Below are 16202 nucleotides of genomic sequence, written 5' to 3'. Positions count from 1 at the left end.
GTTAGAATACCGGCCTGTCACGCCGGGGGTCGCGGGTTCGAGCCCCGTCCGCTGCGCCATTTTCTTGATACCTTTTCAAGAAAATATTAGTTTTATCAAGTATCTTGATACTTGATCTCTGATACGAGATGCCATTAGGGATGTTGATATTTTTCCTTTTGTGCTTAGACAAAGTTTCGCTTTGTTTATACTCGCTCAGGGCGCTTAGCTCAGTTGGTAGAGCGTCTGCCTTACAAGCAGAATGTCGGCGGTTCGATCCCGTCAGCGCCCACCATATATCTTCTTCAAAAGCTCAAATCATTGTAATCAAATTGAAATTATCTTATTATTTGCGTCAATAATGATTCTAATATTGAAGTAATTTATGAGAAATCCATATCAACGCAAGGCTGCGTCGAAATCTCAAACTACAATCACAAATACATCTCCAAAAGATGCTTATCGTCAATTTATAGAAAATATTGTTATGCAACGCCAAGTGATTGCTTTGTATCACGATGGTTGGGCTTTGTGTGCGACACCTTCAGGTCAGCATGCTTTATCTATTTGGCAGAGTAAGGGATTGGCTAAATTATTGATGAAAGACAGTTGGGCGAATTATTCAGTCCAAGAAATATCATTAATGAGTCTAATACAGAAGATGATTCCCTTTTTAAAAGAGAACAATACGATTTTATCTTTAGACTTAACACCAGAGGGCAATAACCTCCTTGTTGCCCCTGATGCATTTTTATTAGATATCAAAAATTTTTTATATCAAGTTTATTTACAACGCCCAGAAGTGTTCGCTGAGCTAAAATTACCTTTACCACGAGAAATTAGATTGCATAATTAAATGCAATCAATTTTAGGTGATAGGTGCGCATCAATATTCATTGAGTGCCCAACCACTGACATAAGCAAAATACTCTCTGAGCCAAGCGTTGTAGCGAGTTTCCAAAGGTGTTGTTGCCCCAAGCATTGTGATATTTGTATAACCTTGTTTCTTTGCAATTGCAGCTGCACGTAATGTGTGGAAGTCACTGGTGATGATCGCGATAGGTTGTTGAATCGTGATATTTCGTGCGTTTAGAAGCGGTTGGCTATTTTTTAAGTTCAGTTCGGTACTAGTGCTTTGTTTTTCTAAAATGATTTGTGATGCAGGGATGCGATAGTGTTGTTGAAGATATTGAGACATCGCTTTCGCTTCACTGATTGTCTCGCCAAAATCGACTCCACCTGAAACGACGACTTTCGCGTTTGGCTGGGCAAGGGCGATTGGAGCTGCTCGATCTAAGCGTTTTGCTAGTGTAGCTGAAGGTTGACCATTTTCAATTCCGCTACCTAAAACAATAATGGCTTTGACTGGTGCAATATTCTGAGCTTGCGTATTGTTTTTAGACAGATAATTAAAAAAATAGCCTAAGCTAATTAACCAAATCCAAAAACATAACCACCCAAAACGCCAAACTGAATGCCAGCGGAAATGGTAAAAAAAGAAGCGTTCAATATGATAGTAAAATGCAGCATAAATACAAAAAAACAGTCCGAGTAGGAAGGGGATAATCGTTCCAATATGAATTTTCTTCAATGCAATCAGAATTGCCCCATCCAAAAATAATACTGAACCAATGAGGGTTAAAAAAATACGAACCCAAGTACTTATTTGCATAATCTTAATCGTTGTCGATTTGAACGCTGCTAAGTTTATGCAAAATTATGAGAAAGGCAAATCGTAGAGTAAAAAAACGAGTGAAAGTTCACTCGTTTTTATAGGGCTTAAAGTGAATTAATAAACATCTCGGCGATAGCGACCTGACTGGCGAAGTCGATCAATTGTTTCGTCATCTAAAATGTCAATCAGTGCTTGTTCGACACCTGATGCCATTCCTTCAATACTACCGCATACGTAGATAACAGCACCTTGATTGATCCATTTACTGAGTTCATCCGCATTTGTACGTAAAAGATCTTGTACATAAATTCGTTGTTCTTGGTCTCTTGAGAAGGCTAAATCAACACGTTTTAATGTACCCATATTTTTCCAAGCATCAATGGTTTCTTTATAGAAGAAATCACATTCACGTTGGCGTTCACCAAAGATAAGCCAGTTTTCAACGTAGTTTTGACGATTACGCTGCTGTAATAGACTCATCAGACCAGCAATGCCTGTTCCATTACCAATACAAATAATTGGTCGGTTGTCGTCAATTAAGTGGAATGATTCATTGGTCCGAATACGTAAAGCCACTTTCTCTTTAAGCTGAGCGAATTCTGTAAGCCATCCAGAACCTAAGCCTAAGTGACCCTGAGTATCGCTTTTTTGACGCACGACAAGACGAAGAACTTGCTGAGAAGGAATACTTGCAATCGAGTATTCACGCGTAGGAAGGCGAGGAAGTTGTTCAACCAAAGTTTCAAGATTGGTAAATGGTTTTATTTCAACACGTAGATTCTTATCCCAAAGTGTTTCTTCAATCGTTTGATTCGATGATTTTACAAGTGTTTGAGCGGGAATCTGATGTTTTTCTAAGAAAGTCTGGATTTCCGTTCTAGCATTAGCAGGTTGAATTTCTGCAATATCACCAGCGTGCCAAGTGATATCGTAAGGTGCTGTTAATTCAATGTTATATGCGGGTTGTCCTAAACTATTTGGATTTAAAACAGAGCGTTCGGTAAGTGTCCATTGATCAAATACTTTTTCGATGTTCATCGCATGAAGCTCGTGCTGAGTCACCTCTGAGAGAGCTTGATTCCAGCGTTGGATGTCTGCTGCGTTAGCATTATCGACTTCAATTAATTCAAATAGTGATTGTGCATTGGATTGTTTTAACCATTGATCCACTGCATGGCCAAAACTGCAATAGCTATCTGAATATTCTTTAGATCCAAGTGCTAAAACAGCATATTGCATGTTGTTCAGATCTAATTTTTGTTGCATCAATTTTTTACTAAAGCTGGTTGCAAGATCTGGAGCTTCACCTGTTCCATAAGTACTGATCACAAATAGCATTTGTTCAGCTTGGAGCAAGTCTTGTTCTGTGAGCTGTTGAATCGGTTTTACTGTTGTTGGTTGTTGAGCTTCTTGCAGGCTAGTTGCTGTGCGCCATGCGAGTTGTTCAGCTACACCTGTTTGTGATGCATAAGTAATCAGCCAAGGCTTTGCATTTGGGTCAATTTGCTGTTTATTCATCGATTGGCGAGCGGCTTGGGTTAATTTTTTCTGCTGGCGACGTTTAAGATAAAGCATCCAACCTGTTACAAAGAACAGTGGCATTGCCAATGATGCGAGCATCGCAATAAATTGATACGTTGAACCGAAGAAACTACCACGATGTACAGGTAGCATACTGCTCATAATTTTTTCATTGAGCTTTTTATCTTCATATAGTTCAAATTTCTCGAACTTATTGTCTTGGTAATTGTATACAGCTTGGTTACGTGCGCGTTCGTGCTGTGGAATTGCATCGACAAATGATAATTCGATTTTTGCATCATCATGTTTTGGAATGTTCAATGTAAGGCTTGAATATTCACGCCCGATTTGTGCATTTACGCCTGTCCATGTTTGGGTCAGGATAGTGTTCACCTGTTGTTGAGCCAATTCAGGTTGTTTATTTTTTCTATTTCGAGGTTCATTCTGTTGTTGATTGCGCTGTGGCTGCTCAACTCCCATGACTTTAAACATGCCAGCTCGCCACCAGTCATAAGACCAATATAAACCTGTACATGCAAATAACAGATAAAAAATAATGACCCATGTTCCAACGACTGCATGTAAATCCCAAATAAAGTTGCGTCCTTTTAATTTTGGTTTGATAAAAAACCATTGTTTAAAAGAGTGCTTTTTAGGGAATCTTAAGTAAATTCCACTGAGTACAAAGAAAATCAGCATCAGTGTAGATGCACCTGTAATCTGTGCACCAAATTCACCAGCGGTTAAATTGCGATGGAGTCGTTGAATAAACTGTAAAGTATCTCGACCTCTGATTTCAGGCAGAACTTCCGCTGTGTATGGATTGACCATCATATTATAGCCACGACGCGCACCTTCTTTTTTAATGTTGACGGTGGAGGAGGCTGTCGGATCAGAGGCGATGGTAATGCTATTAATTTCAATCTCAGGTTGCTGTTGATTGAAATGTTGATAAAGCTGGGAAGGAGTTAATTTAGGCGTGGTTGCAACTTCAACAACATAGCTATCTTGGTTGAGCCATTTGAGAATTTGTTGATCGTATGAGTAAATAGCGCCAGTGACTCCCATAAGAGAGAGAATCAAACCTGCGGTAATCCCTAGAAACCAATGGATTTGGAAGAAAACTTTTTTAGTCATGGTCAAAGAATGAAAATATGATGTAATTCATGTAAAAAATTATAACTCAAGATTAAGAATATAATATGGATTTTGTAGGTAATATTGATTTTGATTCTCATTTATTTTAACTTTTTAATAATTATCAGACACAAATGCTTATACGTATATCATCTATGTGTTTTAGGGGGCACTTTTAAAAGATAGAGGCTCTATTTATGTCAGCAACATCAATTTGATATTTTGCCAAAAGTTTTTCTAATTGCTCTGCTCCATGTTCTGCTGCATATCGATATTCTGCTTCAGAAATAGGCACTGCTAAAAGCCAAGCTACAGTTTTGGTTTCTAAATTCAACGTTTTTAACTGATCTTCCCAAAGAAATGGATCAGTAAAGAATAGATGTTGCATTGTCCGAGAGCAGTCATACATACTTAGAATATTAGGAAAAATTGAAGTAGGGTAGCAGGGCCACTGTGAATTTATGATACAAAAAGCAGCCGTGCTTAAAACATTCGCAAAACTCTCTGAATCACTTAAACAAATTCCAATGATTTCCACTCGTATATCAAGCTTATTCGAGCCAACCAAATTTGGAAAATCAGATAATCCTATTGTTGCGTAAGCTGTAAGTTCTGGACTCAAACAACCTGTACTAATAAAGATATCGATAAAGCTTTCTTTAGGTTCATCCCAGTATCTAAAAATACTTGGTGTACCATTGAATACATGAGTTAGAGTTTCAGCAATTTTTTTATTTTCAAGAAAATTCTGTTGCATAGTTATGATATGAATATTAAAGCTTTAAATACTGATTGGAAGAATGCATGATTTATAAAATAATTAAAAGTACCTAGAGATTAATTTTAATGACATAAAAAAACCTCTCATTTTGAGAGGTTTTTTTTAATTAGAAGTTAAATTGACTTCGGTGCGCCTACAACTTCATTTAAATGTTTACGTACAGTATTGAAAGAGAAGTTCTTAGAATCCATACGTTTCGGCAAGATATAAGCGCCTTGTTGTTCTTCACCTTTAGGTGTTTTTACTTTAAAGTTCACCAAAATGAAATCTGGAGAGCTATACCACTCGTAGATATCTTTCCAGCCAATCGTTGCTGTACCTTCTTGTAGTCCAACTTTTTGACGCATTACGATGCCGTGTGGTTGTACGCCTAAACGAATACCTTTAATTTCCTGAACTGGAAATTCATTCATTTTGCGTTTTACATACCACTCGAGACCAAATCTTTTTACAAGATAGAAAAGGGCTACAGAGATGATCACGACCCAACAAATAACTGTTGAATAAGTCGAATAATATTTTATAAGTCCAGCACCGATCAAAGAGAGAGCAACAAGTGCAATCATGATCATCCATGTTTTGCGACTAAATTTGTTAGTACTACGCCAAATCATAAGTTGGGCTTGACGTTGTTCAACTTCAGAAACTTCGTAAGGAACAGGTTGTAGCGTATAAGCGTATAGCGTTTTGGCGGTCATAGTATAAAAAATGAGTTTAGAACTAGGTTAAGTTTAACACCAATTAGCATGCAAAGATATTATGCAAATGGCTGATAAGTTAGAGAGAAGCAAACTCAGTGCCATCCTCATTTGGCTCATGATGTAGACTTTGTTTAAGCATACTCAAACGAGGCAGAATACTGAGCATTAAAGAAAGTTGCTGCAAGATAATCAATGATTTTTGATCATTTTCATCATTACGGCTTAGGCGCTGTCGGATCGTGCTCAGCATATTTTGTGCTGATAAATCAGGTACTTCATCCCTTAAGAGCGCACCTTGAATATCATCGAGTGCTTGATCTAGTAAGGAAAGAACTTCCTGATCTTGAATTTGTTCACGATGTGCTCCGAGTGCTGCAACATAACTCAGGAACGTATGGCTCAGACATAGAAACTCAAAAGCCAAAGTCTTTTGTGTTGGGTCAATATTGGGTTCAGTGGCAAGTGTGGAAATTAAAGAGGCAACTTCGGCATCATTATTATGCGCAGCTCTTCTGACGACACGATAATTCAAGGCGTTATTACGACCTTGGTGATACTGCATTACGACTTCAGCTAAATATTGGCATTGAGCTTGTAACGATCTTTGGATAGTACGTGGGAGACGACGGAATTTCCAATCGGGCCAGATAAAGCTGACACCAAACCATGCCAATGCACAGCCAATAACAGTGTCGACGAATCGAGGTAAACCCGCAGCAAAGGCAGAACCATCAAGATTAAAATTGATCAGTGCCAGAATGGTAATAAAGGCAGTGGCCTGAGCATACTGTTTACTACGTAGCTCGAAAAATAACACACCACTCAATACCAGCATGACTAATTGACCTTCGAGGGAAGGGATAAAATAAATCACAGCTAAACCAACGATGATACCGATCAAAGTACCAATAATACGAAGATAGAGGCGACGTTTGGTGGCGTTGAAGTTTGGTTGGCAGACAAATAGTGCCGTTAATAGAATCCAGTAACCATACGAAATATTTGTCAGTTGAATAAAGACATAGCCGATAAATAACACGATCGATAAACGAACCGCATGACGGAATAATACCGACTCTGGCGATAAGTGTTGTTTAATCCGAATAATGATGTCATTTACACCTTTGAGATCATCATCTTTGAGTTGGTTTTCAGCTTGTTGTGCATTGATTAACTGTAAGTTACGTTCGGTCTCAAGGTTTTGTAGTTGAGCATCAATTGATTTGAGGTTTTGATAAAGTGCAAATAATGCATTAATCCTGACCTGATCATAAAGATTATCTTCGCGGAGCTTTTCAAGTGACAGTCGTAAGTTTTCAAAGCTGTGCTTAAAGCGCTTGTTATGGGTATATCGTGTTCGATGTCGAATGCATTGAGCCAAGTCCTGACATGCTTTTCCTTGAATAGTTAAAATACGCTGGAAGCGGAACAAAATATCACTGTGCTGAAAGACTTTGGCAAGCTTTTGATAGTCAATGTGGGCAGAGTCAGCACGTTCATGAATATCTTGGGCAACAAAATAATATTGCAGACTACGACGCGTATCTTTCTGTCCTCTGTCACCCTTGAGCCGAGTAACTAATGCGACACGTAGATTATTAAAAAGGGAAATTAATTTTCCATTTTCCAAGGCCAAATCAATCATGCTTTGTTGGTAACTTGCAGGTATCATATCGACATCAAACAAATTGGATTTTGCAAATAAAAAGCTACCTAAGGCATTGTATGAAGATGAAAGTTGATCTTGTAATTGTCGTACTGGGAATAGTAAAAAACTAATGGTTGAGATCAGTCCATACCATGCTGCACCAATCACCAATAAGGCAGGTTGAAGATACCAATCTTCAAATAGATGAACACCTAGCATGGTATATACGGAAACGACTAAACACCCATAAGCAATGATTGCATAACGTCTGCCGAGTGAACCCAATAAAATCCATCCAAGACAAGAGGCAATCAATCCAATTGCAAAAGCAACGGGATAAGGGAATAGCAGTTGAACAGAGGCGGCGGTGATGAAGAACCCAATATAAGTATAAATCAGGTTCATGATCCGTACTGAAAAGCGATCATCAATATCGCTAATGCCCGCTGCGACAACGCCTAGTGTAAGAGGAATGGTCGCCAGTTGAAAATCAAGCAAATAGGGCACAAATGCTGTACCTATAAAGGCGATTAACATCCGCACGTTATACATAAACGTGGTGTTATAGGTAAGCTGTTTAAATCGTCCGAACCAAGGATTCAAGTGCTGTCCTTTTTGTATTTGCAATTGATATATAGGAGGACTGATAACCTTTTTAAAGTGTTAGCAGGCTTTTAATATTATGCACAAATTAGGACGAGAATGTTAAGCTAAGACGATCAATAAACTTGAAAAGTGCAGTATTATGAAGGTTGAGCAATCTAATTCGCGACAGTATTCAACAGCTTGGATTATGTTGCTTGCACTTTTAACCGCTTTAGGCCCTTTATCAATTGATATGTATTTACCCGCATTGCCACAAATGGCAGATGAATTTGGGGTAAGTACACAAATGATTGCCAATACTTTACCAGCATATTTCTTAGGACTTGCGATTGGACAGTTAATTTATGGGCCAGTCAGTGACCGTATTGGACGCAAAACACCATTATATTTTGGTTTAGCACTTTATGTCGTTGCAAGTTTAGCCTGTGTATTTGTGACCAATGAATGGGCGTTAATTGCAGCACGTATTTTTCAGGCACTGGGTGGTTGTGTCGGTGTGGTGATTGCTCGTGCAGCTATTCGTGATCGTTTGGATGTACAAGGATCAGCGCAGGCCTTTTCTAGCATGATGATTGTGATGGGGCTTGCACCTATTCTTGCACCGATGTTTGGTGCATGGATTTTAAGCTTTTTCCCATGGCAGATGATTTTTGCTGCCTTAGCGATTATCGGTGTGATCTGCTGGTTCTGTGTGCATTTCTTTTTTAAAGAGTCGCTGCCCGCTGAGCGACGTTTAAAATTGTCTGCTTATCAGGTCACAACTTTATATGCAGCAATTCTGAAAGATGAAAGCTTTAGAGTGCCAATGTTTGCTGGTTGCTTAACGGGAGCTGCATTATTTTGCTATATCAGTTCAGCATCAGCTGTTTTCATGGGGCAATATCACTTATCTCAACAACATTTCTCCTATGCATTTGCGCTCAATGCCGCTGGGATTATGTTGATGTCATCATTAAATAAACATTTAAATACGCGGATGGGGATTTTCCCACGCTTACGCTTAGGCGGATCGATTCAGTGTTTTGGTGCTTTAGTGGTGGTTAGTGCAGGCTTAATGCATGACGCGCCGTTATGGTTTTTGATGTCTGGTTTGTTCTTAGTGGTTTCAGGGATTGGTTTGACTGGCCCAAATGCGATGGCTTTGGCAATGTCTAAACAAGGTGCTCGAGCTGGAACTGCGAGTGCGATCATGGGCAGTATGCAATTTGTCTGTGGTTTGCTTGGTGGGGTGATTTTGAATTTTCTTATTTGGAAAGCATCGCTGAATATGGGCATCATGATGCTGCTTTTTACCAGTGCTGGTTTATTTGCAATCTTTAAGGTTGGAAAACAGCAAAACAGTATCTCTGCTTAGAGATACTGTTAAAAGAGATTTAATCCATAAATACAGTGAAATCTTCGACAGGTAATCGAGGTGTAATGAAGGTGTTTACAATATGGTCGGGATCTGCATAACCTAAAGCAACAGCACATACTAATTCTTCATCATTAGGTGCATTCAGCACATCTAAAACGACTGGATGAAAATGGTTCCACGCCGCTTGTGGGCAAGTATCTAATCCACGAGCTTTTGCTGCAACCATGACATTTTGAATCATCATGGAAATATCCATTTTTGAACCAATCCCCATGGCTTTATTGACTGTGAAATAAAGTGCAACAGGCGCATCAAATAATTGGAAATTACGTAATTGCTGTGCCGCCATTTTCTCTTTTTCACCTTTTTGGATGTTCAGTAAGCCATAAAGGCCCCAGCCATTTTCACGGCGACGATCAATAAATGGCGAAATCCAAGTCTCAGGGTAGTAGGCAAAAGTTTCTTTATACTGATCAGCAAGTTCGGGCTTTTGATGTAGTTCAATTTGTGCTGCACATACACGATCAATCATCTCAGCACGTTTTTGACCTGTAACGACATAAACTTTCCAAGGTTGCGTGTTCGTTCCAGAAGGTGCTCGGCTTGAAACTGCCAAAATATCTTTAATCGTTTGAACGTCAACAGGCGTATCTAAAAATGCGCGTACAGAGTGACGTGAAGTAATGGCATCATCAACGTGGCGGACTTGTTCCGTGTTCATAAAAGCTCCTCATCTTTTCTGATCTTTCTCACTGCTTGAGACTATAAAGGAATTCATATTTTTTGCGGATGATTTTTTAGTCGTAGACTTGGGTTTGGGTGAAAAGTAAGCATTTGTACGCGATTCATACAGCATGAAAATAATTTTTTAGAGGGTGTTTTTGTTATGTGAAAAAGAAATATATTTATAACACAATGAAATAGAAATGATATTTACTTGGAAGTGTGAGACGTAGTACTTGCGACTCAAATAAAAAAATACACACAATATTCCAAATTTATGCATAATACGCCCTTTTTAAAAAATTGATTAGGCTTTCCTTACTGTTAGGGTGAGGGGAATTTTCTATGACAAGCATACAAAATTTACCCAATTTTATGCTTGTGGAAAATGTTGAAATATACACCAATACAGGAGCTTCTCATGAGTTTATCTCTCATCCGTAAGCCGTTCGTAATTCAGGGATTGGCGTTTACCGTTGCTGCCTTAATGATGAACAATGCTCAGGCCGCTAGTGAGCAAGAACAGATTCAACAACTTCGTGATGAAGTAAAAGAACTACGCGCTTTACTTGAACAATATGTTCCGCAATCAAAACAAAAAAATGATCTTCCTCAAGTTGCTGCAACACCAGCGACGACTGTTGTAAACGCACCAAATTCTCAAGCTGTTGCTGTTACTGAATCATCTCAGAAATCACCATTGGGCTTTAGCACTGCTTCGGGCGCACAAGTTCAGCTCTATGGATTCTTACGTGGCGATGCTTCTTATCAAGCCAAAGGTGGTGATGGCATTTTCAACCGTATCAACAAGGTTGATCTTGAAAATAATGAGAAAAATAGCGACCGATTCTACAGCACTGCGACAGTGACTCGTTTTGGCCTAGATTTCAAAGCACCTGTCCAAGGTGCAGACGTTGGTGGTAAATTAGAAGTTGATTTCCGTGGCGGTAGTAGCAATGACACGATTCGTATTCGTCATGCGTATCTCACATATAACGACTGGTTATTTGGTCAAACAACATCAACTTTCTTGGCAACAGACGTACAGCCAGAAATGCTTGATTTTAACTCACCATTAGGGATTGGTACTTACCGTACGCCTATGGTTCGTTATAGTACTCAATTAAACCCTACAACAACTTATGCTGTTGCCTTAGAAAAAGGTAATGATGACAATAGAGCGCCTGCTCTGACGACGAAATTGAAATATGATTTTGCCGAAGGTAAGGGGACAACATCAGCGCGTGCGTTATTGACAGAAGCTCGCAGTAAAGCAAGTTTTGCTAACGATGATAAACAACTAAGTGCGAATGAATCTGCACTCGGTTGGGGCGTTGCAATTGGTGCAAAATATAAATTTACTGATTCATTACAGGCGATGATTGATTATTCGCATGTTAAAGGTGACAGCAAATTCTTGCTTTATACCAACAATGCTTTCAATGTAAATCCAAATAATTTTGATTTAAATTTGAATGAATTTGATGCAGTTACCGTTGGTACGACGTATCAGATTACGCCAAAAGTTCGTAGTACTTTGGCGTATGGCGCAATGTTTGCAAATGATAGTAATGACTTTGCTCAACAAGCTTTTGCAGATACAGCGCAAAACAAGACACTACAACAAGGTTGGTGGAATGTGATGTATTCACCTGTTTCACCTATTACGTTCGGTCTGGAATATGTTTATGGCGAACGTAAAACCTTTAATGGTCAAAAAGGTAAGGATAACCGTGTAGGAGCAATGGCTCGCTATAACTTCTAACCTATCCTGTAGGTGTAATCATCCGTGAAAACAAATCAGGTTAAATAAAACTGAGTTCTTACAAAGAACTGTATGTTTTTTATTAAGCTGATTGAGTTTTCACTCATTTTGAGAGTTACTATTTCATTGGCTGTAGGATGGAAAAAACATCTGAAAAACGAATGAAATAAACGGAAGAAGATATGGAATTTACTTTCAATGGTTTTTATACCCTAATATCGGCGGTGATCGTCTTATTATTAGGGCGTTTTCTCGTTAATAAAATTGACTTCTTAAGACGTTACAACATCCCTGAGCCAGTTGCTGGTGGTTTGGTTGCAGCGGTAATTTCATTACTCGTGCACTCGATGTGGGGCTACAGTATTGTTTTCAGCAGTCAATTACAAACGAGTTTCATGCTAGTTTTCTTCGCTTCAATTGGTCTCAGTGCCAATTTCATGAAGCTAAAAGAGGGCGGGATCGGTTTAGTTTTATTCTTGATCTGTGTCGCTACATTCATCATCGTACAAGATGTTGTCGGGATGAGTCTTGCATCGTTGTTAGGTATTGATCCTCTGATTGGTTTGATTGCAGGTTCAATCACGTTGACAGGTGGTCACGGTACTGCGGGTGCTTGGGGCGAAATTCTTGAGACTCAGCATGGTATCCAAGGCGCTTTGGCATTGGGTATGGCGAGTGCGACATTTGGTTTGATTATCGGTGGTGTGATCGGTGGTCCTTTAGCGAAGTTATTGATCAATCGTTATGGACTTGCTCGTGAGCAAACACCAGCGCAAATCAAAGATCGTGATACGCATCTTGATAAGCATCCTGAAGAGCTTGCGCCATTTGAAAATCCACATCAAGTCCGTTTAATTACTGCTGATAATGCGATTACAACGCTCGGTATGTTTGCTGCATGTTTAGCATTTGCTGAATTTATGACAGGTTATAGTAAAGGAACATGGTTCGAGTTACCGACTTTCGTTTGGGCGCTTGGCGGCGGCGTTGTTTTACGTAACATCTTAGAAAGCCTATTGAAAGTAGATATTTTTGACCGTGCGATTGATGTATTTGGTAATGCGTCATTATCACTTTATTTGGCAATGGCTTTGCTTTCATTGAAATTATGGCAATTGGCTGATTTGGCTGGCCCGCTTGTTGTGATTCTTGGTGCGCAAACACTGACGATGGCACTCTATGCTGCGTTTGTGACGTTCCGTGTGATGGGTAAAAACTACGATGCAGCTGTCTTGGCAGCGGGTCACTGTGGTTTCGGTATGGGGGCAACACCAACAGCTGTTGCAAACATGCAGGCCATCACAAACATGTATGGCCCATCGCATAAAGCGTTCTTGATTGTTCCATTATGTGGTGCATTCTTCGTCGATCTAATCAATGCGACAGTGATTCAATTAATTTTGAAATTCTTTATCTAAGTCGGATCAAAAGCCCCATGCGGGGCTTTTTTGATTCATCCATTGTTATCGTATATGTGCTTGATGTACATGTAATTTTTTAAGCGAATAAGTGATGAATGAACAATTAAATGCCACGCTGATGTCGTGGGTACAATTCTTGAATGATCCGCTTTGGAATTTCTTGGTCGTATTGTTGGTTGCGGTTGGGGTGTTTTACACATTAGCGACGGGTGCAGTACAGCTTCGTTTATTCTTACACAGTATCCGTGTGATGAAAGGGAGCCGTAAAGAAGCGCAAGATGAACATGGGATTACTCCATTTCAGGCTTTCGTAACAGGTTTGGCAAGCCGTGTTGGTGTTGGTAACGTTGCAGGTGTCGCGATTGCAATCGCGATTGGTGGTCCTGGTGCTGTGTTTTGGATGTGGGTGACTGCTTTCCTTGGGATGAGTTCTGCATTTGTTGAATCATCACTCGCTCAACTATTTAAAGTGAGAGATCATCAAAACAAGCAATTTCGTGGTGGACCTGCGTACTACATTACCAAAGGCTTAAAACAAAAGTGGTTAGGGATCGTTTTTGCACTATCACTCATTTTAGCGTATGGCTTTGTATTTAATGCGGTGCAAGCAAATGCAATTATTGGTGCGACCTCACATGCATGGGGTTGGGATAAAGCCAATTTTGTATTGGGTCTCGGCGGACTTGATCTCGAAGTGTCATGGGTTGGTATTGTATTAGTCGTGATGACAGCATTGATTATCTTTGGTGGAATCAAGCGTATCGCTAAAGTTGCTGAAGGGATCGTTCCTTTCATGGCATTGCTTTATATCATGGTCGCTTTATACATTGCGATGACTAACTTACCAATGTTGCCTGAGATCTTTAAATTAATCTTTACCAAAGCATTTGAGTTTGAAGCTGCAGCTGGTGGTTTCTTCGGTGCAATGATTTCTATGGCAATGATGATGGGGATCAAACGTGGTTTGTTTTCTAACGAAGCTGGTATGGGTTCTGCGCCCAATGCTGCCGCCGCGTCTGATGTGAAACACCCTGTAAATCAAGGTTTAGTACAAATGCTTGGTGTATTTGTCGATACTTTTGTGGTGTGTTCATGTACTGCGATCATTATCATGGTGTCTGGTCTATATCACGAAGCAGGCTTTGAAGGCGTAACATTGACGCAGAAAGCATTAGAGAGCCAAATTGGTAGCTGGGGCGGTGGGTTCCTTGCGATTATTCTGTTCTTATTCGCCTTTACTTCAATTATTGGTAACTATGCTTACGCTGAAAGTAATGTACAGTTTATTAATAACAATCCAAAAATCATGTTCATTTTCCGTGTCTTGGTCTTGGCAATGGTTTACTTCGGTGCGATCACAAGTGTACCGTTAGTTTGGTCAATGGCAGATCTTTCGATGGGCTTGATGGCGACAATTAACTTAATCGCGATCTTGTTATTAACACCAATTGCATTAATTTTGTTGAAAGATTACACCTCTCAATTAAAACAAGGGATCAAAGAACCTGAGTTTAAAATTGATAATCATCCTAAATTAAAGCAAAAAGTCGATTCAGACATTTGGTAATAATTGAAAGCCCCTAAACAGGGGCTTTTTTTATAGTGAAGAAAACATTAATAAAAAAGTGATACAACTTTCTTTGTTTAGTCGAGCTAAAATTAAAAGAGAAATAGATTAAATTTGGCAAAGATTGTATATGAAACAGCTTAAACTTTTTGTGCTAGGACTTTCTGTCGTTTTGGCAACAGGTTGTCAGACCACTTCACATTTACGACCTGTTGTTGAAGATGCCCAAGCACAAACTGCTGTTATGCCTTTTGCCTCAATTAAAAAACAAGAAAAACGCCCTGTTATCGCTTTGGTATTAGGTAGCGGTGGTGCGCGTGGCTACGCACATATTGGTGTAATTGAAGTTTTGGAACAACAAGGCATTCGTCCTGATTTTATTGTTGGAACGAGTGCAGGAAGTATTGTTGGCTCAATCTATGCCAGTGGTAAAAGTGCTGCCGAATTACGTGACATTGCACTTAAATTAAAAGCCAATGATGTACGCGATGTGAATGTCAGCTTAAAAGGCTTTTTTGATGGCAAGAAAGTCGAAGATTATGTGAATGATCAAGTTCATAATATTCCACTTCAAAAATTAAAAATTCCAATGTATGTCGTTGCAACTGAGCTTAAAGACGGAACCAAGACGGTATTTAATTATGGTAATACGGGTCAGGCAGTGCGTGCCTCGACTTCAATTCCTAGCATGTTTGTTCCGACCAAAATTCACAATACTGAGTATGTTGATGGTGGATTGGTTAGCCCAGTTCCTGTTGAGGTTGCACGTGAGTTAGGCGCAGACGTAGTGATTGCAGTGGATATTTTGGCGCAACCTATTCACACAGAAACTACCAATGTTTGGGGCTTATTCAACCAAAATATTAATATTATGCAAGGACGACTTGCAGCAGAAGAACTAAAAGATGCAGATGTAGTGATTCAACCTGATCTGCGTGAAAAGGCGCATATCTTTGATGTCAAAGACCGAGAGAACACCATGCAAGCAGGTGTAGATGCCGCAATCCAAAAGCTTTCTGATATTCAATGGGTGATTCAAAACAAGAAAAATGTGGCTAATGGTGATCAACCTGAAGTTGCTTTAAAAGTGAATCCTGCAAGCGCTCAATAAAGCTTTAACTGTTTAGGTAAATCAACCCATATCATGAGTTTGTTAACCTAAACAGATTGTTTTCTCAAAACAAATTGTAAAAGCTGTACAAAATGCTATGAAAATATTGAGAAAACATGTAAATAACTACAAATTACTAAAGTTTTTATCAGACATATTTAAGTTTGAGGTAATAGGATGACGCCTGACGTCAATTGCTACGCAACAAGG

Annotated in this window: 12 protein-coding genes and 1 tRNA gene; 7 read left to right on the top strand and 6 right to left on the bottom strand. The window is 39.4% G+C overall.

What is annotated here, in order from left to right; translation table 11 throughout:
* Window positions 1-198: 198 nt before the first annotated feature.
* Together ACT4_RS15950 and ACT4_RS15945 are read left to right on the top strand one after the other, a co-directional pair.
* Window positions 199-274 (top strand) — tRNA-Val (locus tag ACT4_RS15950).
* A gap of 90 nt (window positions 275-364) precedes the next feature.
* A complete protein-coding gene (locus tag ACT4_RS15945) occupies window positions 365-835 on the top strand; it encodes a DUF2750 domain-containing protein (protein ID WP_007483982.1) in 471 nt (156 codons plus the stop codon).
* A 30-nt stretch (window positions 836-865) separates the two neighbouring features.
* Here ACT4_RS15945 and ACT4_RS15940 read toward each other — a convergent pair whose 3' ends face one another.
* The 5 genes from ACT4_RS15940 to yccS form a co-directional block, all read right to left on the bottom strand.
* Window positions 866-1651, bottom strand: coding sequence for a YdcF family protein (locus ACT4_RS15940; protein ID WP_007483980.1), 786 nt, complete (start codon window positions 1649-1651; stop codon window positions 866-868).
* A gap of 117 nt (window positions 1652-1768) precedes the next feature.
* Window positions 1769-4312 carry a sulfite reductase flavoprotein subunit alpha gene (locus ACT4_RS15935; protein WP_007483978.1) on the bottom strand — a complete coding sequence of 848 codons (2544 nt, stop codon included), beginning with the start codon at window positions 4310-4312 and terminating at the stop codon, window positions 1769-1771.
* 175 nt (window positions 4313-4487) lie between these two features.
* Window positions 4488-5069: a suppressor of fused domain protein gene (locus tag ACT4_RS15930; protein ID WP_007483976.1), complete on the bottom strand. Its 582-nt coding sequence runs from the start codon at window positions 5067-5069 to the stop codon at window positions 4488-4490.
* A 137-nt stretch (window positions 5070-5206) separates the two neighbouring features.
* Window positions 5207-5791, bottom strand: coding sequence for a YcxB family protein (locus ACT4_RS15925; RefSeq protein ID WP_004877141.1), 585 nt, complete (start codon window positions 5789-5791; stop codon window positions 5207-5209).
* A gap of 79 nt (window positions 5792-5870) precedes the next feature.
* Complete coding sequence (yccS, locus tag ACT4_RS15920; RefSeq protein WP_007483974.1) at window positions 5871-8045, bottom strand: YccS family putative transporter; 2175 nt, start codon at window positions 8043-8045, stop codon at window positions 5871-5873.
* Window positions 8046-8187: 142 nt separating this feature from the next.
* On the opposite strand from yccS, the gene ACT4_RS15915 reads away from it, so the two are divergent.
* Complete coding sequence (locus ACT4_RS15915; protein ID WP_007483972.1) at window positions 8188-9402, top strand: multidrug effflux MFS transporter; 1215 nt, start codon at window positions 8188-8190, stop codon at window positions 9400-9402.
* A 19-nt stretch (window positions 9403-9421) separates the two neighbouring features.
* Here the strand turns inward: ACT4_RS15915 and ACT4_RS15910 are convergent, their stop codons facing one another.
* Window positions 9422-10126, bottom strand: a complete 705-nt coding sequence (locus ACT4_RS15910; protein WP_007483970.1) for a nitroreductase — start codon at window positions 10124-10126, stop codon at window positions 9422-9424.
* A 423-nt stretch (window positions 10127-10549) separates the two neighbouring features.
* Between ACT4_RS15910 and ACT4_RS15905 the strand changes: the two genes are divergently transcribed.
* From ACT4_RS15905 to ACT4_RS15890, 4 genes are all read left to right on the top strand, one after another.
* On the top strand, window positions 10550-11893 hold the full coding sequence (locus tag ACT4_RS15905) for a DcaP family trimeric outer membrane transporter (RefSeq protein WP_007483968.1): 1344 nt from the start codon (window positions 10550-10552) through the stop codon (window positions 11891-11893).
* A 182-nt stretch (window positions 11894-12075) separates the two neighbouring features.
* Window positions 12076-13311 (top strand): sodium/glutamate symporter, encoded by a 1236-nt coding sequence (gltS, locus tag ACT4_RS15900; RefSeq protein WP_004877132.1) that lies wholly within the window; start codon window positions 12076-12078, stop codon window positions 13309-13311.
* 94 nt (window positions 13312-13405) lie between these two features.
* A complete protein-coding gene (locus ACT4_RS15895; RefSeq protein WP_004877129.1) occupies window positions 13406-14881 on the top strand; it encodes a sodium:alanine symporter family protein in 1476 nt (491 codons plus the stop codon).
* Between the two features lie 130 nt (window positions 14882-15011).
* Window positions 15012-15992: a patatin-like phospholipase family protein gene (locus ACT4_RS15890; protein ID WP_007483966.1), complete on the top strand. Its 981-nt coding sequence runs from the start codon at window positions 15012-15014 to the stop codon at window positions 15990-15992.
* Window positions 15993-16202 lie beyond the last annotated feature (210 nt).

It is taken from the genome of Acinetobacter sp. NBRC 100985, from assembly GCF_000241225.1.
GTDB lineage: Bacteria > Pseudomonadota > Gammaproteobacteria > Pseudomonadales > Moraxellaceae > Acinetobacter > Acinetobacter venetianus.
The sequence above is the reverse complement of the archived record's forward strand: the minus strand, read 5'-3'. Positions and strand labels throughout refer to the sequence as shown.

What these genes read in the sequence shown, in the direction of transcription:
- ACT4_RS15910 (WP_007483970.1), bottom strand. Translation starts at nt 10,126, where the DNA reads ATGAACACGGAACAAGTCCGCCACGTTGATGATGCCATTACTTCACGT.
- ACT4_RS15945 (WP_007483982.1), top strand. Translation starts at nt 365, where the DNA reads ATGAGAAATCCATATCAACGCAAGGCTGCGTCGAAATCTCAAACTACA.
- ACT4_RS15925 (WP_004877141.1), bottom strand. Translation starts at nt 5,791, where the DNA reads ATGACCGCCAAAACGCTATACGCTTATACGCTACAACCTGTTCCTTAC.
- ACT4_RS15915 (WP_007483972.1), top strand. Translation starts at nt 8,188, where the DNA reads ATGAAGGTTGAGCAATCTAATTCGCGACAGTATTCAACAGCTTGGATT.
- gltS (WP_004877132.1), top strand. Translation starts at nt 12,076, where the DNA reads ATGGAATTTACTTTCAATGGTTTTTATACCCTAATATCGGCGGTGATC.
- ACT4_RS15895 (WP_004877129.1), top strand. Translation starts at nt 13,406, where the DNA reads ATGAATGAACAATTAAATGCCACGCTGATGTCGTGGGTACAATTCTTG.
- ACT4_RS15905 (WP_007483968.1), top strand. Translation starts at nt 10,550, where the DNA reads ATGAGTTTATCTCTCATCCGTAAGCCGTTCGTAATTCAGGGATTGGCG.
- ACT4_RS15935 (WP_007483978.1), bottom strand. Translation starts at nt 4,312, where the DNA reads ATGACTAAAAAAGTTTTCTTCCAAATCCATTGGTTTCTAGGGATTACC.
- ACT4_RS15940 (WP_007483980.1), bottom strand. Translation starts at nt 1,651, where the DNA reads ATGCAAATAAGTACTTGGGTTCGTATTTTTTTAACCCTCATTGGTTCA.
- ACT4_RS15890 (WP_007483966.1), top strand. Translation starts at nt 15,012, where the DNA reads ATGAAACAGCTTAAACTTTTTGTGCTAGGACTTTCTGTCGTTTTGGCA.
- ACT4_RS15930 (WP_007483976.1), bottom strand. Translation starts at nt 5,069, where the DNA reads ATGCAACAGAATTTTCTTGAAAATAAAAAAATTGCTGAAACTCTAACT.